The sequence below is a fragment of the Pseudomonas sp. GW821-FHT09C10 genome (assembly GCF_059418085.1).
The window spans coordinates 133,838-153,242 of sequence record NZ_JBWKPE010000014.1 but is presented as its reverse complement, the minus strand read 5'-3'; the positions used below and the strand labels follow the sequence as shown (position 1 = coordinate 153,242).

Annotated in this window: 19 protein-coding genes, 1 tRNA gene and 1 pseudogene; 11 read left to right on the top strand and 10 right to left on the bottom strand. The window is 59.8% G+C overall.

Annotated features, from left to right (window positions below; all coding sequences use genetic code 11):
* Positions 1–12 precede the first annotated feature (12 nt).
* Both AC07OT_RS24220 and AC07OT_RS24215 read left to right on the top strand, forming a co-directional pair.
* Positions 13–861, top strand: a complete 849-nt coding sequence (locus AC07OT_RS24220; RefSeq protein ID WP_495101851.1) for a transketolase — start codon at positions 13–15, stop codon at positions 859–861.
* Positions 858–1,880 carry a transketolase family protein gene (locus AC07OT_RS24215; protein WP_495101850.1) on the top strand — a complete coding sequence of 341 codons (1,023 nt, stop codon included), beginning with the start codon at positions 858–860 and terminating at the stop codon, positions 1,878–1,880. The genes AC07OT_RS24220 and AC07OT_RS24215 overlap by 4 nt, the downstream gene beginning before the upstream one ends.
* 168 nt (positions 1,881–2,048) lie before the next feature.
* Here AC07OT_RS24215 and AC07OT_RS24210 read toward each other — a convergent pair whose 3' ends face one another.
* Positions 2,049–2,603, bottom strand: a complete 555-nt coding sequence (locus AC07OT_RS24210) for a TetR/AcrR family transcriptional regulator (protein ID WP_495109230.1) — start codon at positions 2,601–2,603, stop codon at positions 2,049–2,051.
* Between the two features lie 178 nt (positions 2,604–2,781).
* On the opposite strand from AC07OT_RS24210, the gene AC07OT_RS24205 reads away from it, so the two are divergent.
* From AC07OT_RS24205 to AC07OT_RS24190, 4 genes are read left to right on the top strand one after another with little or no spacing between them, the layout of a single operon-like run.
* Positions 2,782–3,936 (top strand): efflux RND transporter periplasmic adaptor subunit, encoded by a 1,155-nt coding sequence (locus AC07OT_RS24205; protein ID WP_495101848.1) that lies wholly within the window; start codon positions 2,782–2,784, stop codon positions 3,934–3,936.
* Positions 3,937–3,960: 24 nt separating this feature from the next.
* Positions 3,961–7,107, top strand: a complete 3,147-nt coding sequence (locus AC07OT_RS24200; protein WP_495101847.1) for a multidrug efflux RND transporter permease subunit — start codon at positions 3,961–3,963, stop codon at positions 7,105–7,107.
* A 4-nt stretch (positions 7,108–7,111) separates the two neighbouring features.
* Positions 7,112–8,551 carry an efflux transporter outer membrane subunit gene (locus AC07OT_RS24195; RefSeq protein WP_495101846.1) on the top strand — a complete coding sequence of 480 codons (1,440 nt, stop codon included), beginning with the start codon at positions 7,112–7,114 and terminating at the stop codon, positions 8,549–8,551.
* Positions 8,552–8,583: 32 nt separating this feature from the next.
* A complete protein-coding gene (locus tag AC07OT_RS24190) occupies positions 8,584–9,282 on the top strand; it encodes a pentapeptide repeat-containing protein (protein ID WP_495109229.1) in 699 nt (232 codons plus the stop codon).
* A 154-nt stretch (positions 9,283–9,436) separates the two neighbouring features.
* On the opposite strand, the gene AC07OT_RS24185 is transcribed toward AC07OT_RS24190, so the two are convergent.
* On the bottom strand, positions 9,437–10,363 hold the full coding sequence (locus AC07OT_RS24185; RefSeq protein ID WP_495109228.1) for a sugar ABC transporter substrate-binding protein: 927 nt from the start codon (positions 10,361–10,363) through the stop codon (positions 9,437–9,439).
* A gap of 322 nt (positions 10,364–10,685) precedes the next feature.
* Between AC07OT_RS24185 and AC07OT_RS24180 the strand changes: the two are divergent.
* Positions 10,686–10,817: pseudogene (locus tag AC07OT_RS24180) on the top strand (LacI family transcriptional regulator); the annotation flags it as partial.
* A 188-nt stretch (positions 10,818–11,005) separates the two neighbouring features.
* On the opposite strand, the gene AC07OT_RS24175 reads toward AC07OT_RS24180, so the two are convergent.
* The 5 genes from AC07OT_RS24175 to AC07OT_RS24155 all read right to left on the bottom strand — a co-directional run bounded on the left by AC07OT_RS24175 (position 11,006) and on the right by AC07OT_RS24155 (position 14,718).
* A tRNA-Gly gene (locus AC07OT_RS24175) sits at positions 11,006–11,081 on the bottom strand.
* Between the two features lie 60 nt (positions 11,082–11,141).
* Positions 11,142–11,702, bottom strand: coding sequence for a CDP-diacylglycerol--glycerol-3-phosphate 3-phosphatidyltransferase (gene pgsA / locus AC07OT_RS24170; RefSeq protein ID WP_027603207.1), 561 nt, complete (start codon positions 11,700–11,702; stop codon positions 11,142–11,144).
* A gap of 32 nt (positions 11,703–11,734) precedes the next feature.
* Positions 11,735–13,558 carry an excinuclease ABC subunit UvrC gene (uvrC, locus tag AC07OT_RS24165; protein ID WP_027603206.1) on the bottom strand — a complete coding sequence of 608 codons (1,824 nt, stop codon included), beginning with the start codon at positions 13,556–13,558 and terminating at the stop codon, positions 11,735–11,737.
* 1 nt (position 13,559) lies between these two features.
* On the bottom strand, positions 13,560–14,201 hold the full coding sequence (gacA, locus tag AC07OT_RS24160) for a response regulator transcription factor GacA (protein WP_003190387.1): 642 nt from the start codon (positions 14,199–14,201) through the stop codon (positions 13,560–13,562).
* A gap of 151 nt (positions 14,202–14,352) precedes the next feature.
* Positions 14,353–14,718, bottom strand: a complete 366-nt coding sequence (locus AC07OT_RS24155) for a helix-turn-helix domain-containing protein (RefSeq protein ID WP_495109227.1) — start codon at positions 14,716–14,718, stop codon at positions 14,353–14,355.
* Between the two features lie 82 nt (positions 14,719–14,800).
* Between AC07OT_RS24155 and AC07OT_RS24150 the strand changes: the two genes are divergently transcribed.
* A complete protein-coding gene (locus AC07OT_RS24150; RefSeq protein ID WP_495102262.1) occupies positions 14,801–15,040 on the top strand; it encodes a DNA-binding protein in 240 nt (79 codons plus the stop codon).
* A gap of 35 nt (positions 15,041–15,075) precedes the next feature.
* On the opposite strand, the gene AC07OT_RS24145 is transcribed toward AC07OT_RS24150, so the two are convergent.
* Both AC07OT_RS24145 and AC07OT_RS24140 read right to left on the bottom strand, forming a co-directional pair.
* Entirely contained in the window at positions 15,076–15,507 is a 432-nt protein-coding gene (locus tag AC07OT_RS24145) for a GNAT family N-acetyltransferase (protein WP_141157253.1), read from the bottom strand.
* The gene (locus AC07OT_RS24140) at positions 15,507–16,256 is read right to left on the bottom strand and encodes a carbon-nitrogen hydrolase family protein (RefSeq protein ID WP_495109226.1); all 750 of its coding nucleotides are present in this window, start codon (positions 16,254–16,256) and stop codon (positions 15,507–15,509) included. Before AC07OT_RS24140 ends, AC07OT_RS24145 begins: the two co-directional genes overlap by 1 nt.
* A gap of 147 nt (positions 16,257–16,403) precedes the next feature.
* Here AC07OT_RS24140 and AC07OT_RS24135 point away from each other — a divergent pair, with 147 nt between their 5' ends.
* From AC07OT_RS24135 to dkgB, 3 genes are all read left to right on the top strand, one after another.
* Positions 16,404–16,538 carry a hypothetical protein gene (locus tag AC07OT_RS24135; protein WP_256585361.1) on the top strand — a complete coding sequence of 45 codons (135 nt, stop codon included), beginning with the start codon at positions 16,404–16,406 and terminating at the stop codon, positions 16,536–16,538.
* Positions 16,539–16,880: 342 nt separating this feature from the next.
* Positions 16,881–17,945: a 3-deoxy-7-phosphoheptulonate synthase gene (locus AC07OT_RS24130; protein WP_495109225.1), complete on the top strand. Its 1,065-nt coding sequence runs from the start codon at positions 16,881–16,883 to the stop codon at positions 17,943–17,945.
* Between the two features lie 171 nt (positions 17,946–18,116).
* Positions 18,117–18,935, top strand: coding sequence for a 2,5-didehydrogluconate reductase DkgB (gene dkgB / locus AC07OT_RS24125; protein ID WP_495109224.1), 819 nt, complete (start codon positions 18,117–18,119; stop codon positions 18,933–18,935).
* Here dkgB and AC07OT_RS24120 read toward each other — a convergent pair.
* Entirely contained in the window at positions 18,932–19,354 is a 423-nt protein-coding gene (locus AC07OT_RS24120) for a chemotaxis protein CheY (protein WP_495102267.1), read from the bottom strand. The genes dkgB and AC07OT_RS24120 overlap by 4 nt on opposite strands.
* Positions 19,355–19,405 lie beyond the last annotated feature (51 nt).

Below are 19,405 nucleotides of genomic sequence, written 5' to 3'. Positions count from 1 at the left end.
GGAGTTTTCACCATGACTGCTCATCCTGCATTCGCGACATCCACGACTCTGGCGCAACGTGCCCACAACATCCGCCACCACGCATTGCGCATGGGGCAGGTTCAGGGACAAGGCTACGTCGGCCAGGCCCTCGGCGCCGCCGACCTGCTGGCCGTGTCCTACTTCCACGCATTGAACTATCGACCCGAAGACCCGGAATGGGAAGCCCGCGATCGCTTTTACCTGTCGATCGGTCACTACGCGATTGCACTGTATGCGGCCCTGATCGAAGCCGACATCATCCCGCTCGATGAACTGGAAACCTACGGCGCGGACGACAGCCGCCTGCCGATGTCGGGCATGGCCACCTACACCCCGGGGATGGAGATCACGGGGGGCTCACTGGGCCAGGGTTTGGGGATCGCGGTCGGCGCCTGCCTGGGCCTCAAACGCAAAGGCTCACCCTCCTTCGTCTACAACCTGCTGTCGGACGGCGAGCTGAATGAAGGCTCGACTTGGGAAGCGGTGATGTCGGCGTCGCACTGGAAGCTCGACAACCTGATCGCCATCGTCGACGTCAACAACCAGCAAGCTGACGGTTACTCGAGTGAAATCCTCTCGTTCGAGCCTATCGTCGATCGCTGGCAGGCTTTTGGCTGGTTCGCCCAGCGCGTCGATGGCAATGATCTGGAAGCACTGGTCGCCGCATTCGACGCCGCGCGCAACCATCCCGGAACCCAGCCACGGGTGATCATTTGCGATACCAAAATGGGCAAAGGCGTGCCCTTCCTCGAATCCCGTGAAAAAACCCATTTCATCCGAGTGGAAGAACACGAATGGGATCTGGCACTGAGCAACCTTGAAGAAGGAAAAAACCAATGAGCAACGCATCCAACACTCCGTCTTCCACGGTTGAACCGGTCAAAAAACGCCTGACCACCTCGGCGATGATCGCCTCGATTGCCTCAGAAGGTCAGGCCACCAGGTCCGCACCTTTTGGTCATGCGCTGGCCGCGCTTGCAGATCAGCGTCCGGATATCGTCGGCCTGTCCGCCGACTTGTCCAAGTACACTGACCTGCACATTTTCGCCAAGGCGCATCCGGATCGTTTCTATCAGATGGGCATGGCCGAGCAACTGCTGATGAGTGCGGCAGCGGGTATGGCCCGGGAAGGTTTTGTGCCTTTCGCCACCACCTACGCCGTGTTCGCTTCTCGCCGCGCCTATGACTTCATTTGCATGGCGATTGCTGAAGAGAACCTCAACGTCAAGATCGTCTGTGGCTTGCCCGGCCTCACCACCGGTTACGGCCCAAGCCACCAGGCCACAGATGACCTGGCGATCTTCCGCGCCATGCCCAACCTGATGATCGTCGACCCGTGCGATGCGCTTGAAATCGAACAGGCCGTGCCCGCCATCGCAGCGCACCAAGGCCCGGTTTACATGCGCTTGCTACGCGGAAATGTGCCGCTGGTACTGGACGAGTACGGCTACAAATTCGAGATCGGCAAAGCCAAGACCCTGCGTACCGGTAACGATGTTCTGATCATCTCCACCGGTTTGATGACCATGCGCGCACTGGAGGCTGCTAAAGAGCTGCAAGCGGATGGCCTTGATGTCGCCGTGTTGCACGTGCCGACGATCAAGCCACTGGATGAGCAAACCATTCTGGCTGAAGCCCGCAAACCAGGTCGCCTGGTGGTCACCGCAGAAAACAGCTCCATTATTGGTGGACTGGGCGAGGCAGTCGCCGGCGTGTTACTGCGCAATGGCGTGACGCCGACCTTCAGGCAGATTGCATTACCCGATGCATTTCTGGATGCCGGGGCCTTGCCGACGCTGCATGATCGTTACGGCATTTCGACTGAGGCTGTCAGCGCTCAGATCAAAGCCTGGCTTTGACCGCATTCACCGCATGCACCGATAACACTCAGCCCCAATCGAACGGTTTGAAAACCTGAAACTGCACCCAGATAGCGGCCTATGGAGACAGCGGTCGCTATTCATATACGTGCAAGCCCCCTGCGCCGCGAGCATCGACACCGTAGCGTCGGTTCCGAGGCCCAGCCTTCAACGGCTGGTAGCGCCCTGCAGAAAAAACTGCATAACCTGCGTCGCCATACCCACCCGGGCAACCCGCCCACGCCGTTCTGCGTCGACAAATCCGTAAATGATCGAGGCAAACATCTCCGTCAGCACCTGGGCACTGATGTCGATACGAAACACTCCTTCGTGCTGACCGCGCAGAAAGAAATTGTCCAGCGCGTCCGAATAAGGCTGCCAGCGGCTGCCGCCTGCGCGTTCATCCAGCGAGTCAGGCCGCCACTGGAAGGCCAGGAAGGCCAGAAGTTCACGGTGGGTCAAATGGTTTTCGATCAGGCGCTGTAGGGCCTCAAGAGGCGGCGCTTCCTGCAAGTTCGCGTTATCCATGACCTGATTGATCACGGTAGAGCCGTAATTGAACAGCATCTCAATGAGGTTGTTACGCGTGCCACAGAAGCGATTCAACGTGGCCTTGCTCACCCCTGCGGCTTCAGCGATGTCTTTGAACGTCCCTGCCGGGTGATCGACCATGGCAATGGCCAGGGCCTTCAACAGTTTCTCGTTCGCTGCAGATAAATCCATTAGGCGTTTCTTCGATTATCAGAATGACGTGCGAGCCATTGTGCAGAAATGGCTCATCTTCTCAAGTGCTATGGCCAAGTTGCTCACAAAAGCCTCTCATGAGTCAATATTGACTCATTTGACAAAATAAACAATCATTCGCATCTTTAGCAGCTAATGGGCGTGGCCCAGGTGAAAGATGAGTACGTCGCGCAGATGGCAAGTGGTTCCGGTACTCCCTTTATTGGCCGCATTGAGCCTGGCAGGTTGTGAAAAGCCGCCGCAGGGTTGGGGCGGACCCGGGGGGCCGCGTGAAGTCGAAGCGATGACAGTCAGCAGCGAACCACTGACCCTGATCGCACAACTACCGGGGCGTGTAGAGCCGGTGCGCGTGGCTGAAGTGCGCGCACGGGTAGCGGGCATCGTGCTGGCTCGGCATTTCGAGGAAGGCGCGGATGTCAAAGCCGGCGATCTGCTGTTTCAGATCGACCCGGCGCCGTTCAAGGCTGCGCTCTCGCGGGCTCAGGGCGAACTGGCCAAGACCGATGCGGCGCTGTTCCAGGCCCAGGCGACCGTCAAGCGTTACGAACCATTGGTCAAGATCGAGGCCGTAAGTCAGCAGGACTTCGATACCGCCAAAGCGGCCCTGCAAAGCGCTCTGGCAGCCAAGCGCTCGGCCCAGGCCGATATCGAGACAGCCAGGCTGAACCTCGGCTACTCCACGGTCAAAGCCCCTATCGCCGGGCGCATAGGCCGAGCCCTGGTCACCGAGGGTGCATTGGTCGGTCAAGGCGACGCGACCATGATGGCGCGCATCCAGCAACTGGACCCGATCTACGTCGACTTCACCCAGCCCGCGGCCGATGCATTGCGCATGCGCGCCGCCATCGAACAGGGGCGCCTTACCGGCAACGCTGAAAACCCGCTGACCCTGAGTGTCGAAGGCTCAGAGCACCAGAGCCAGGGCGAACTGTTGTTCTCCGATGTCGCCGTGGACCGCGCCACCGGCCAGATCTCGCTGCGCGGGCGCTTCGCCAACCCGGGAACGGCGCTGCTGCCGGGCATGTACGTGCGCGTCAGTGCGCCACAAGGCCTGGACAAGGCCGCCATTCTGATACCGCAACGCGCCGTGCAGCGCTCTGCCGATGGTCAGGCACGAGTGCTGGTCATCGGCCAGGACCAGACAATCGAAGCCAAACCGGTGAACACCGGCGCCATGCAGGGCTCCCGCTGGCAGATCACCAAGGGACTGGTCGTGGGTGACCAGATCGTCACCGGCGCAATGAACGGCATCAATCCTGGCGACAAAGTCATTGCCAAATCGCTGACTACCCAGCAGGCCAAGGTCCAGTAAGGGCGTAGCGCTCAAGGAAACGACATGTCTCAGTTCTTTATCCGACGCCCGAATTTTGCCTGGGTCGTCGCGTTGTTCATCATGCTCGCCGGTCTGCTGGTCATCCCGTTGCTTCCGGTGGCCCAGTACCCGGTCGTCGCGCCACCGCAGATCACCATTACCGCCAACTACCCGGGCGCCTCGGCGAAAGTCTTGGTGGATTCGGTCACCAGCGTCATCGAGGAAGAACTCAATGGCGCCAAGGGCCTGCTTTATTACGAGTCCACCAGCAACTCCAACGGTACCGGCGAGATCGTCGTAACCTTCGAACCCGGGACCAGCCCACCGCTGGCCCAGGTCGATGTCCAGAACCGGATCAAGAAAGCCGAGGCTCGCCTGCCCAAGGCCGTGCTCGATCTGGGCCTGCAGGTCGAGCAAGCCAGCTCCGGCTTCCTGATGATTTACACCCTGAGCTACAAAGGCGACAGCGCCGGCAAAGACACCGTCGCCCTCGCCGACTTTGCCGCGCGCAACGTCAACAATGAAATCAGTCGCGTCAAAGGTGTCGGTCGGCTGCAGTTTTTCGCGGCTGAAGCCGCCATGCGGGTCTGGATCGATCCGCAGAAGTTGATCGGTTATGGGCTGTCCATCGACGATGTGAATGCGGCAATCCGTACGCAGAACGTCCAGGTACCGGCCGGCAGTTTCGGCAGCACCCCCGGCTCGTCGCAACAGGAGCTGACCGCGACCCTGGCGGTCAAGGGTACGCTGGACAATCCGGAGGAATTCGGCCGGATCGTCCTGAGCGCCAAACAGGACGGCTCGACTGTGCGCTTGGCCGATGTGGCACGTATCGCCGTGGGCAGTCAAAGCTACAACTTCGAGTCGCGCCTCAACGGCAAGCCTGCCGTTGCCGCCGCAGTGCAACTTGCCCCCGGCGCCAATGCCATTGCAACGGTGGCGGCGGTCAAGCAACGCCTGAACGAACTGTCGGTCAACCTGCCAAGCGATGCGGAGTTCTCCGTTCCCTACGACACCTCGCGCTTTGTCGACGTAGCCATCGACAAAGTGATCTACACCCTGATCGAAGCCATGGTCCTGGTGTTCCTGGTGATGTTCCTGTTTCTGCAGAACATCCGCTACACGTTGATTCCTGGCATCGTGGTGCCGGTCTGTCTGCTGGGCACGCTGACCTTCATGTACTTGCTGGGTTTCTCGGTGAACATGATGACCATGTTCGGCATGGTGCTGGCCATCGGCATCCTGGTGGACGACGCCATCGTGGTGGTGGAGAACGTCGAGCGAATCATGGCTGAGGAAGGACTCAGCCCCGCCGCTGCGACGGTCAAGGCGATGGGCCAGGTGTCGGGCGCAATCATCGGCATCACCCTGGTCCTGTCGGCGGTGTTCTTGCCGCTGGCCTTCATGTCCGGCTCGGTAGGCGTGATCTACCAGCAGTTCTCCTTGTCCCTGGCGGTGTCCATTTTGTTTTCGGGTTTCCTGGCCCTCACCTTCACCCCGGCGCTCTGTGCCACCCTGCTCAAACCCGTCCCCGCCGGGCATCACGAAAAACGCGGTTTCTTCGGCGCGTTCAACCGGGGTTTCAACCGCCTCACGCAGCGCTATGAGCGCCTCAATACCCAACTGGTCAAACGGACCGGGCGCTACATGTTGATCTATGCGGGCATCGTCGCCCTACTGGGCTTTTTCTACCTGCGCCTGCCCGAGTCTTTCGTCCCGGTGGAGGACCAGGGCTACCTGATTATCGATGTCCAGCTCCCTCCTGGGGCCACCCGTAACCGCACTGACCAGACGGCCCGAGAACTGGAACGCTACATGATGTCCCGGGACACCACCGCCTCGATGACCATGTTGCTGGGTTTCAGTTTTTCCGGCCAAGGCGAAAACGCCGGCCTCGCCTTCCCGACGTTGAAAGATTGGTCGGAGCGCGGCAAGGGACAGTCGGCTGCGGACGAGGCGGCAGCCTTCAACCAACGGTTTGCCAGCCTGAATGACGGCACCGTCATGGCCGTGAGCCCGCCGCCGATTGAGGGCATGGGCACTTCCGGTGGCTTCGCCCTGCGCCTGCAAGACCGCGCCGGACTCGGCCGAGAAGCCCTGTTGGCAGCGCGTGACCAGTTGCTGGGCAAGGCCAACGGCAATCCGAAGATTCTCTACACGCTGATGGAAGGTCTGGCTGAAGCACCGCAGTTGCGCCTGGATATCGATCGGGAGAAGGCCCGAGCGCTAGGGGTGAGTTTCGATTCGATCAACAACGCTCTGTCAACGGCGTTCGGCTCCACGGTGATCAATGACTTCGCGAATGCCGGCCGCCTGCAACGCGTGGTGGTGCAAGCCGAACAGGCCGCCCGCATGACACCCGAAAGCGTGCTCAAGCTGTATGTCCCCAACGACAGCAACGCCTTGGTGCCGCTGAGCGCGTTTGTTTCTACCCGTTGGGAGGAAGGCGCGGTACAGATCGCCCGCTACAACGGCTACCCGGCCATCAAGATCGCCGGGGATGCGGCGCCCGGGGTCAGCACCGGCGAAGCCATGGCCGAACTGGAACGCCTGGCCGCCGAACTTCCACCTGGCATAGGTTACGAATGGACCGGCCTGTCCTATCAGGAGAAGGTCGCCAGCGGCCAGGCCTTGACGGTCTTTGCCCTGGCCTTCCTGGTGGTGTTTCTGTTGCTGGTCGCGCTCTATGAGAGCTGGGCCATCCCGTTGACGGTGATGCTGATCGTACCGGTAGGTGCTTTGGGGGCCGTGTTGGCGGTTACCGCCGCTGGCATGCCCAACGACGTCTACTTCAAGGTCGGCCTGATCACCATCATCGGCCTGGCGGCGAAAAACGCAATCCTGATCGTCGAGTTCGCCAAAGAACTGTGGGAACAAGGCGTGCCCGTACGCGAGGCGGCTATTCAGGCCGCGCGCCTGCGTTTTCGCCCCATCGTGATGACCTCCATGGCCTTTATCCTCGGCGTCGTTCCTCTGACGCTGGCCACCGGAGCCGGCGCTGCCAGCCAGCGGGCCATCGGCACCGGGGTGATTGGCGGCATGCTCAGCGCCACCTTGCTGGGGGTGATTTTTGTCCCGGTGTTCTTCGTCTGGGTGCTGTCTTGGCTCAAGCGTCAACCTCACCCATCGACCCCTGACGAAACCCAGGCCCCAGCCCGGACCACGGAGTAACCCAATGCCGTCGAATAACTTCCGCTGGTCCACCGTAGCGACACTGAGTGTCGTGCTGGGGGGCTGCTCGCTGGCCCCTGATTACCAACGGCCCGAATCACCGGTTGCGGTGCGATGGAGCGACGCCGCGGCGCAAACACCCGGCACCGCCGCCGTCGATGCCGACGCCCTGAACTGGCAAGCCTTTATCGTCGACCCACAGCTGCGCCGGGCCGTGACGGCCGCCCTGGATAACAATCGCAGCCTGCGCCAGGCGCTGCTGGACATCGACGCGGCGCGCGCCCAGTACCGGATCCAGCGCGCCGACCGAGTACCGTCGCTCAACGCGATCGCCAGCGGCAATCGCCAGCGCCTGCCCGGTGACCTTTCCACCACAGGCAACCCGCAGGTCAACAGCACTTATCAGGTCGGCCTTGGGCTGAGCGAGTTCGAGCTCGATCTGTTCGGTCGAGTACGCAACCTGTCCGACGCGGCGCTGGAACAGTACCTGGCGACCGCAGAAGCAACCCGCGGCACACAGATCGCCCTGGTGGCCGAAGTCGCCCAGGCCTACTTGACCCGTGACGGCGCACAACGGCGCCTGGCACTTACCCGACAGACCCTGGAGACGCGCATGGCCTCGCTGGAACTGGTGACCCAGCGACGCAAGGCCGGTACCGCCACTGCACTGGATTATCAAGAGGCCCTGGGGCTGACCGAACAGGCCCGGGCCGAACTGGAGAGCACCGATCGAGAGCTGCGCCAGGCCGGGCATGCCCTGCAACTGTTGATCGGGACCCAGGATGCAGCGAGTTACCTGCCCGCCAGACCGCAGGATGAGCTGTTGGTGGTGCAGGACATTGAACCCGGCACCTCGTCGACGCTGATCGAACGGCGCCCGGATATCCTCGCCAGCGAACACCAACTCAGGGCGCGCAATGCCGATATCGGTGCCGCCAGGGCGGCGTTCTTCCCGCGCCTGTCACTGACCGGCTCGTTTGGTAGTTCCAGCAAGGAGTTGTCCGGCCTGTTCGACGGCGGCTCGAATGCCTGGACCTTTGCCCCGAGCCTGTCACTGCCGATCTTCGCCGGCGGGCGTAACCGCGCCGGTCTGGACCTGGCCAAGGTGCGCAAGGATTCGGCAGTGGCCAACTACGAAGGCACTATCCAGAACGCTTTCCGCGAGGTCGCCGACAGCCTCGCCGCCACCGACACGCTGCGCCGCGAGGAAGTCGCCCGCCAGGCACTGGCCGATTCCAGCCAAGAGGCGCTGAAACTGGCCAAGGCCCGCTATGAAGGAGGAATGGATACCCATCTGCGCTACCTGGATGCCCAGCGCAGTGCCTTCAGCGATCAATCCACGCTGATTCAGGTCAGCACCGAACGGCAGATTGCACTGACCAACTTGTTCAAAAGTCTGGGCGGTGGATGGCGTGCTGATGGTGCCGAAAATCGCAATGATTGAGCCCAGCCACTTATCGCCCCCCAGGAGGGTCAATGCACTCTGAAAGCAATTATCTGAAGATCGGTCCCGGCGAACTTGATGCAGCTTCTCTAGCGGAGTTGATCCAGGGGCAGTCCTTGCCCCTCTGGTTCACCGGTGTCGACTTCAGCGGTCAGGATCTGTCGCGGGTCAATCTGCAAGGCGCACGCTTCGAGCGCTGCCTTTTTGCAGGCAGCAATCTGACCGCGGCGAAGCTCGATAGCGCCGAGTGGTTGAGTTGCCGAGCAGCACACGCGATGTTTCGCTCGGCAACATTGGTCGATGCCAAGTTCGTCAGCTCCGACCTGAACAATACCCAGTGGCAGCACAGCAAGCTGGCTCACGCATCCTTTGACGGCTGCAAGCTGACGGGCGCCAATTTCATTGACACCTCAACCCTGGGTTTAAGTTTTTCCGACTGCGTGCTGCGCAGCGCCTGCCTGTCCGGCCTTTCATTCTACAAATCGCAGCTGCGAGGCCTCGACTTTGCCGACGCCGATCTGAGTTACTGCGACTTTCGTCATGCCGTCTTTCTTGAGGGGGGAAGCTTGTCGCTGGCTCGGGTCAATAATGCTCGTTTCGACCAGGCTGATTTGCGGGAGGCGAGTCTGGATGGACTACGCCTTGTCGATGCGAAGATGTTCAAGGGCGCGATTATCTCCAAAAGCCAGGCGGCGATGCTGCTATCAGGGTTAGGCCTGACCGTGTTGTAGCGCGAAGCTGGCGTTTACATTACTCATAGACAGTGTGCCGCTGGCAAGCCACAAGTACATCGGCAACACGCAGGAGCTCACGCTGAACATCCTGCGCGATGCCGAAAACTTGCACTCCAAGACGTTCGAAACTCTATCCGGCAGATGGACAATTTTAGTTATTCGTCAACCGTTGGAACTCCGCAACGTTTTCGGGTGTGATGAGGCGATAAGGAATAAACAAACTCTGTTCAACTGCTTTTTTATCAATCATTTTTATGGCAGCCTCCAGAGCACCTTCTGATTGACCTCTAGCATCCTGGAACACGGATACCGTCATGAGGCCTCGTTGAATCGCGGCCAACCCGTCGGAAGTACCGTCAACCCCTCCAACAAGAACTTCCTTTACGCCTGATTGACGTAGTGCCATCGCCGCCCCAATCGCCATTTCATCGTTATTTGATAAAATCGCGTCAATTTTTTTACCGGCCACCAACCAATTATTTGTAATATCCATACCTTTTTCACGGAGCCAGGAGCCACTCTGTTCCTCAACTATATTGATATTCGGATACTTGGCCAGAACCTCCTTGAAACCCGTCGTACGACTGTGCGTCGCATTATTGGCCAAGTCCCCCAACAAAATGGCCACTCGACCTTTGCCCTCCAGCTTCTCAGCCAAGAATTGCGCTTGCATTCTCCCTGACTCCTTGTCATCAGAGGTCACTGTTACTACGCCGTCAGGCAGCTGAGGTTTATCGGGTCTCCGGTTAAGGTAAATCAAAGGAATTCCTGCTTTGACGGCCGACTCAGTAATAGCGTCCGTGGCACCGGTATCCACCGGATTGACTATGACGGCATCGACTTTCTGGCTAATGAAGCTCTGAACCTGGTTTAATTGTTTGACCACGTCATTCCGTGCATCTTCAAACTGTAGATCCACCCCTTCCTTTTCGGCCCGACTGCTTAAATAATTTCGCAAGGCCGTAAGATAAGTATCATCAAATGTCGGCATACTTACACCGATCCTGAGCTCAGCCAGCACAGAGGTACTCATCAGAAGAAACATCGCAGAAGCCAGCACGCGAGACTTGATATACATATTTAAAATTCCTATTTTTTATTGTTGGTGTTTGTACATTATCAAAACAATTAGAGCGCAATAAAAAAGGGACCGGTCAATCGGTAGTCACTGGCTAAAGGCTGGATGACATGTGCAAAAGCCAGACTTGGTTCGGACATGTTCTTATTCTCCGCAAGCTTGATAGTTTCAGGCGCTTGCCTGGATGTGGAATCACATCGCAGGAGAAAATATAGGGGGCCGGGAAATTGCACTCAATCCCTTGCACCAATTCCCTATCAAGCTATCATCCGGCCGCTATAGAGCTTGATAGTTCTCTATCAAGGCACTCCTGAGGCTCGCTATGAACAGGCGCACACGCCTCACCATAGCGACCGTCGCCGAGCAGGCCGGTCGGAGTGTCGCGCCCGTCGACCGGATGCTCAACGCCCGTGCCCCGGTCAATCCGCAAACCGCCGAGCGAGTGTTCCTGGCACCAGTCGTTAACGCCTTGCGCTGTTCGGCCCGGCTCATTAAATCCAGCAAAGTCACTCTGGGTGGCCGTGTATTTTCATGCTTGCCGCCACAACGAAAAAAGAGGCCGAAGCCTCTTAAATCAATGCCAGATACAAATCACGCGCAAACAAAAACGCCACTCTACTGAGTGGCGTTTTTGTGAATGCTTGGAGCGGGAAACGAGACTCGAACTCGCGACCCCGACCTTGGCAAGGTCGTGCTCTACCAACTGAGCTATTCCCGCTTGGTGATGCGCATTCTATAGAATCCTCAGCACCCGTCAACCCCTTGATTCAAAAAAGTTTTATTTCTTTTCAACGGTGGTGCGCAGATGCGGCCAGGCGGCGCGCAGATATTGGAGCATCGACCACAGGGTCAGGCCCGCGGCGATCAGCAGCAACGCATAACCCGTGAGGACCCAGAACGAGAAGTCCGACGGGTTGGCCAGCAGAATGACCAGCGCGAGCATTTGCGCGGCGGTTTTCCATTTGCCCATGTTGGACACGGCCACGTGGGCGCGGGCGCCGATTTCGGCCATCCATTCGCGCAGGGCCGAGACGACGATCTCGCGGCCGATGATGACCGCTGCCGGCAGGGTCAGCCACAGGTTGCCGTGTTCCTGCACCAGCAGGACCAAAGCGACGGCCACCATGAGCTTGTCGGCCACGGGGTCGAGGAACGCGCCGAAAGGCGTGCTTTGTTCCAGGCGGCGCGCCAGGTAGCCGTCGAGCCAGTCGGTGGCGGCGGCAAAGGCAAACACTGAACTGGAAGCCAGATAACTCCATTCGTACGGCAAATAGAACAACAAAATGAAAATAGGGATGAGCAGGACGCGTAGAACGGTGATCAGATTAGGGATATTCATCGGCACAACTGGCTACGAGGTGGAAAGGCATTCTATTCGCTATGCAGATTCGCATAAATCAGCTCAGCGAGCTTTTTACTGATACCGGGTGCTTTGGCTATCTCGTCAATGCTGGCACGGGACAGCTCCTGCAAGCCACCAAAATGTTTAAGCAAGTCGCGACGCCGCGTCGGGCCTACCCCTGCCACCCCTTCCAGGGTTGAGGTTCGCCGGGTTTTGCCACGGCGGGCGCGGTGGCCGGTAATGGCAAAACGGTGGGCTTCGTCGCGAATCTGCTGGATCAAATGCAACGCGGGTGAGTCGCCCTTCAAAGTGAACTCATGGGCGGCATCATTCAAGTACAACGTCTCGAAACCCGCCTTGCGCGTCGTGCCCTTGGCCACGCCCAACAGGATCAGGTCAGGCACCGCCAGCTCATTGAGCACGTCGCGGGCCATGGACAGCTGGCCCTTGCCGCCGTCAACCAGGAGGATATCCGGCAGCTTGCCCTCGCCGTCCTTCAACTTACTGAAGCGGCGCGTGAGGGCCTGGTGCATGGCGGCGTAGTCATCGCCGGCGGTGACGCCTTCGATGTTATAGCGCCGGTAATCGGACTTGATCGGCCCTTCCGGCCCGAACACCACGCAGGACGCCACCGTGGCCTCGCCACTGGAGTGGCTGATGTCGTAGCACTCCAGGCGCTGGGGCGGCTCCTCCAGGTTAAGGACCTCAGCCAGGGCGTCAAAGCGTGCGGCGACGTGCTGTCGGTTGGCCAGGCGCGCGCTCAGGGCTTGCTCGGCGTTGGTCACCGCCAGTTGCTGCCAGCGTGCGCGGGTGCCACGCACGCGGTGGCTGATGTCCAGCTCGCGGCCGCGCAGTTCGTGGATGGCTTCGATCAACGCGGGGAAGTCTTCGTGCACCACATTGACGATCAACTCCGACGGCAGGTCGCGCTCGGGGCTGCTCACGTAGTATTGGCCCAGGAAAGCGGCCATGACTTCGGCGACCTCCTCATCAATACCGGTCTGCGGAAAAAAGTTCTTGCTGCCCAGCACTCGCCCACCGCGCACGCTGATCAGGTGCACACAGGCACCGCCCGGATTGACGAAGGCCGCGATCACGTCGACGTCGCCGGTACCGCCTTCCATGCTTTGCTGGTCCTGGACACGGCGCAGCAGCGAAATCTGATCGCGCAGCTCGGCGGCCCGTTCGAAATCCAGGGTGCTGGCCGCCTGCTCCATGGCGGTGGAAAGCTCATCGGTGAGGGCATTGCTGCGCCCTTCGAGGAACATCACCGAATGGCGTACATCCTCGGCGTATTCGGCCGGCTCAACCAACCCCACACAGGGCGCCTTGCAGCGCTTGATCTGGTACTGGAGACAGGGCCGGGTGCGGTTCTTATAGAAGCTGTCTTCGCACTGGCGCACAAAAAAGGTTTTTTGCAGCAGGCTCAGGCTTTCACGAATGGCCCCGGCGCTGGGATAAGGCCCGAAGTACTTGCCCTTCGCTTTCTTCGCCCCACGGTGAATGCTCAAGCGCGGGAAGTTGCCGTCGGATAAAAACACATAGGGATAGGATTTATCGTCACGCAGCAGAATGTTGTAGGGCGGTCGCCATTCCTTGATCAGCGTCTGCTCAAGCAGCAGCGCTTCGGTTTCGTTGGCGGTGATGGTGGTTTCGACCTGGGCGATACGGGCCACCAGGGCGGCGGTTTTCGGCGCGAGACCGGTCTTGCGAAAGTAGCTCGCCAGACGACTCTTCAGGTTTTTGGCCTTACCGACATACAGCAGGCGTGCCTCGCTGTCGAACATGCGGTACACGCCCGGGCGGCCACTGCAGGTTGAGAGAAAGGCACTCGGATCAAACGGTGTGGTCATGTCAGGCGCTGGCGTCCACCATGCCGTGGCGCACCGCGAGCAGGGTCAATTCAACATCACTGCTGATGGCGAGCTTCTCGAAGATGCGATATCGGTAGGTGTTGACGGTCTTGGGCGACAGGCACAGCTTGTCGGAGATCGTCTGTACCTTCTGGCAACCGACGATCATCAGGGCAATCTGGATTTCCCGCTCCGACAGCGCATCAAACGGCGAGTCGCTGGTGGGCTGGAAGGACTTGATAGCCAATTGCTGGGCGATCTGCGGGCTGATATAGCGCTGGCCGGCAAACACCAGGCGAATGGCCTGGACCATTTCCGCCAGGCCCGCACCTTTGGTGAGGTAGCCGGCAGCGCCAGCCTGCAGCAGACGTGTCGGAAACGGGTCTTCCTCGCACACAGTCACCACCACGACCTTGATGTCCGGATGACTGCGCAGCAATTTGGTCGTCGCGCCAAGACCGCCGATGCCAGGCATCTTGACGTCCATCAACACCACATCGGGTTTCAACTCCCGGGCCTTGATCAGGGATTCCTCGCCTGACTCGGCCTGACCGACTACTTGCAGGCCATCGATGTCAGCCAGCATTCGTGTAATGCCTGTACGAACGAGATCATGGTCATCGACTACTAGCACCCTAATCAAGCAGACACCTCGCGAAATGGTCTTATAGGTTGCTGAACACCTTAGCAAAAAACCAAGGCACAGACCTAATAGCACGCGTCATATAGAGAGAGATTGATTGAGCGACAGCCATCCGCCGGGCGGCGGATGGCTCAATTTGCTGGGCGAAGGGTCAGGAATCCTGGGGCTGGGGCTTGGGTTTTCCATTCATCGCAATCGAGTGCTCGGCCAACGTCGAGGTCAGGCGCCGGATCGCAGCCTGGTCTTCCTTGAGCATCGCGCGATAATCCCCGAGGACTTTCTCTTCGATCTGGCTCAGATTTTCCAATTGAATCGGCGTGGCTGCGCCGGTCAACACGTAAAGCACATCCACGCCTCTTTCGGCGACACGAGACAGGTAATCCGCTTTAGGCGCACGCCCTCCACTTTCATATTTACCTTGTGCGTTGGCTTCAACGCCTCCGATTTCACCAAACATTTTTTGCGACAGGCCAAGTCGCTCCCTTTCTTGCCGTAAACGCGAACCGATTCCACTCATTTGGATGTATGATCCTATTTGGCACACCCCAAGAGGTGACACATTCATCTCTTCATTAAACAAACTTGAACGGTTTTGAACTATGCCCGGAATCCGTACCGCTGCACAAGCCAAGGCCTGGCTGGAACATCAAGGAAAGTCAGTTCAAGCGTTCGCCCGTGAACATGGCGTAGATCCGGCAACCACCTATCAAGTGCTCGCTGGGCGCAAAAAGGGACGGCGTGGGGAAGCCCACAAGGTAGCGGTCCTTTTGGGCATGAAAGAAGGGATCATCCTTGCTGAGACGGGAGACCTGAACAACGATCAGGAAATCGGCGCCTGAGGCCAGTATGCGCTTATAAGGAGTGGTTGCACGCTTTAGCTTGAGCGACAAACACGCTCCATACGCCAGAAGTAGTCTTCTTCACCTACGATGCTGAGCCCCATGCGCTGATAGAGCCTCCTGGCCGGGTTGGTCTTGAATACGGTCAAACGCAACAGTCCCAACGTTTGCGCCTTGAGCGCCATCTGCTCCAACACCCAGCCACCCGCGCCCAACCCGCGATACGCCTCGAGCAGATGCAACTCGCGAATATAGAGGGCCCGGCTGTCGCGGCTCAGGCTGATAAAACCCAAGACCCTGTCGTCCCGGCAAATCAGCCAGTTTTCCCGACCGGCCCAGGCCGTATCAAAGCCTTCGTTGGACCACCACAACCCGTACTGCACGTAGTAGCGGGCCATGGCCTCGTGGGTCAACTTCCGCGCAAAGGGCAGGTCCTGGTCCGTTGCAGCGCGCAGGTGAAAAGCCATTAGAGAGCCGTCACGTGGCTGACCCAACCCCCGCCATCGCGACGGGCAATCAGCAACGCATCCCCCATGCCAGGTACAGCAGCAAGCAAACGGCCATTGGCGGCCCAGATCGCACTGCGACCGGCGCAGGCCCAGCCACCCGACGGGCCGCCATGATTGGCCATCAACACCAGCAGGCCATGTTCAGCGGCATAGCCTTGGAGCAGCGCACTGTCCGTGGCATAGCCCCCCTCACTGATCAACACCCCGGCGGCATACACCGTGGCGCCCGCTCGCGCCGCGGCACGGGGATGGCTGGCCTGGGAAAAATCTGCGCACACCGCCAGCGCAATCCGCTCATTCCCTCGCTCAAGGACCGCACCGCCCTGCCCTGGGACAAACACAGACTCTTCGCCGGCATGCAGATGCTGCTTGGTGTAGACCGCCAGGGAGCCATCCGCTCCCAGCACCAACGCACCGATCAGCACGCCCGCCTCTGGCGTCAGTCGGATCGGCATTCCCACCACCGCCGTCAGTCGCAGCTCACACGCCATCTCGCGCAGGGGGGCCAGCACCTTGTCCTCTGGTGCGATCGCCAATTCAGCGGCCAGCGACGGCTCATACCCCGTCAACGACAACTCGGGGAACACCAGTAATTGCACACCCTGTTCCGCCGCCGTGCGCATAAATGCGAGGTGCCGTTCAATATTGGCCGGGACATCGCCCGCGATGGAAATGGATTGAGCAACAGCAAGGGTGAAGGCAGTCATGGTCGCGTCCAAGCAATCAGTATCAAAGAGCAAACAGCATATCGGCACTCCCCCCATAGTCGTAAGTCCCCCACCGCAATAGAAATTACTGATTGAATCTGCCTGCGTGCCTCGAGTAAGCTCCCCCCATAGATTTGGAGACACACCATGTTGCAACTCACCCACACTCAGGTTTGCCCTGCTGCCAGCGCCCAGCGCTCGGTGTCGGCTACCCGCGTGAACGGTTCGAGCGCACTGGTCAGCTTTTATTTTGGGTATTGGTTTAGCCACTGGCGCGCCTGATACCTGAAATCGGCGCCCACTTACCAAGGGGTCGCCTACCAGAGAAATCTAACCCCCGGTCGGCTCCCCGACCGGGGGTTTTGTTTTTTCAGGCCTCCATAAACCTTTCAACTTGATCAAGAACACTTAAGGGAATCACGACATGAACTACGCCACCTATTACCGCTACGACCTCTGCACTGCCTGGCGATTTAGCCAGCTCCGCTCGGGACAGCCTGCCGCCTCCGATCGGTCACCTATCGGTGGCAAACCAACACACATCGCCGATACGGCGAATTGTCGAACACCCCAGTAGGCCGAGCGCGCGGGAATAGCCCGCCGCTTGCCCAGGAAACCTTGAATATGAACTCCTCCGTCGCCGCTCTGCCCCTCTCTGCCTTGAACAGCGCCAATGAAGCCCTGACCCAGCGCCTGCCCAGCTCGCTTGAGCTCAAGCACCAGTTGCCCCTCAGCCCGTTCCTCAACGAACAGATCCACGCCCACCGCCAAGCCGTGCGCGCCATCCTCAATGGCGAAGATTCACGCTTGCTGGTCATTGTCGGTCCGTGCTCGATCCATGACCCGGAATCGGCCATGGAATACGCCCGCAACCTGAAGAAACTGGCCCTCGACGTCGGCGACCAGATGCTGCTGGTGATCCGCGCCTACGTCGAAAAACCCCGCACGACGATCGGCTGGAAAGGCCTGGCCTACGACCCTCGCCTGGATGGCAGCGATGACATGGCCGCCGGCCTGACCCTGTCCCGCGAGCTGATGCGCGAAATGCTGCGCCTGGGCCTGCCGGTCGCCACCGAGTTGCTGCAACCCATGGCCGCCGGTTACTTCGATGACCTGCTCAGTTGGGTGGCGATTGGCGCGCGTACCACCGAGTCGCAGATCCACCGCGAGATGGCCAGCGGCCTGGGCATGCCCGTGGGTTTCAAGAACGGCACCGATGGCGGCGTCGCGATTGCCTGTGACGCCATGCGCTCGGCGTCCCACCCGCACCGCCACTTCGGCGTCGACAGCCAAGGCCATCCGGCGATCATCCAGACCCCGGGCAACCCCGACACCCACCTGGTGCTGCGCGGCGGGCATCACGGGCCGAACTACGATGTGCAGAGCGTGGCGCGGGTAAGACACGACCTGGCCAAGTCCAAGGTCACCCCGCGGATCCTGGTCGACTGCAGCCATGCCAACAGCAACAAGGACCCGCTGCGCCAACCGGCCGTGTTCAACGATGTGCTGGAGCAACGCTTGCAGGGCGATACCTCGCTGATCGGCATGATGCTCGAAAGCCATTTGTTCGAAGGCTGCCAGCCATTGAGCCCGTCGATGAAATACGGGGTGTCGGTGACCGATGGCTGCCTGGGCTGGACCGCCACCGAGCAGTTGCTGCGTGCGGCTGCCGAGCGCCTGCGCGCTTAAGGCTGATGGATCGAGGCGCTGCTGCCGCAGGCACAGCGCCTCATGAGAACCTGCGGCACACAGGCCATTCGTGACGTGCAGGCAAGAGTCCTTTTCGGCGTCGACGGTGTTTCCGAAGCAACGACGAGGGGATACTCAACGCCATTGCCTACGGCCCTATTGGAGTTACCGATGTCTACCCTCACGCCAAAAGTCCCTGCCTTCGGCCTCGGCACCTTTCGCCTGCAAGGCCAGATGGTGATCGATTCCGTCAGCACCGGCCTGGAACTGGGCTACCGTGTCATCGACACCGCGCAGATCTACGAAAATGAAGCAGACGTTGGCCGGGCCATCGCCGCCAGCGGCATCCCACGGGACGAGTTGTTTATCACCAGCAAGATCTGGATTGCCAACCTTGCTGAAGGCCAACTGATCCCAAGCCTCAAGGAAAGCCTGCGCAAGCTCGAGACCGATTACCTGGACCTGACCCTGATCCACTGGCCATCGCCGGAAGACCAGGTGCCCGTCACCGAATTCATGGAGCAGTTGCTGGAAGCCAAACGCCTGGGCCTGACACGCCAGATCGGTGTTTCCAACTTCACCATCGCCCTGATGAAGCAGGCCATCGCAGCCGTGGGTGCCGAGCACATCGCCACCAACCAGATCGAATTGCACCCTTATCTGCAAAACCGGCAGGTTGTGGATTTCGCCACCGCCAACGGTATCCAGATCACCTCATACATGACCCTGGCCTACGGTGAAGTACTCAAGGATCCGGTGATCCAGCAGATCGCCGAGCGCCATCAGGCCACCCCGGCGCAAGTGACCTTGGCCTGGGCCATGCAATTGGGCTATGCGGTCATCCCGTCCTCAACCAAGCGTGCCAACCTGCAAAGCAACCTCAAGGCCCTGCAACTGACCTTGAGCGCTGCTGACATGGCGCACATTGCCGGGCTGGAACGGGGCCAGCGCTTGACCAGCCCCAAGGGCATCGCGCCGAAGTGGGACTAAGCCCCGGCCACCGGTGTGCGGGATAACTCGCGCAGCCATGGTAATACCCGCAGGCCGGCCGTGGCCTCGGGTGGGTCGATGATGTCCATGAAGTGTTCGAGATTGACGTTGTCCGGCACGCCGGGCAGCCGCACCAGCACCGCCGGCGTTACACCGGGATGCGCGCCCACATCCAGGTGATCGTAGACCAATACATGGCGCACCTGGGGCTGCGGCCCACAGGCCTGGGCCGTCAGCCCCGCATTGATGATCAGCACGTCGAAAGGTTCGGCCGGGATAGCCGTGAGTATCTGGACTTCCTCGAAGGTTTGTACCGGCACGATCCGGTGGTACCCCAACTGATTGAGCATTTTTTCGATGTACAACCGTTGCAGGTGCTGTTCATCGGCAATCAGGATGGTCAGTGCTTTGTTCGGCATGGCAAACCCCTGGGCAGGCAGCGCTCGTCAGTGAGCGAGGCCCATTTTCCA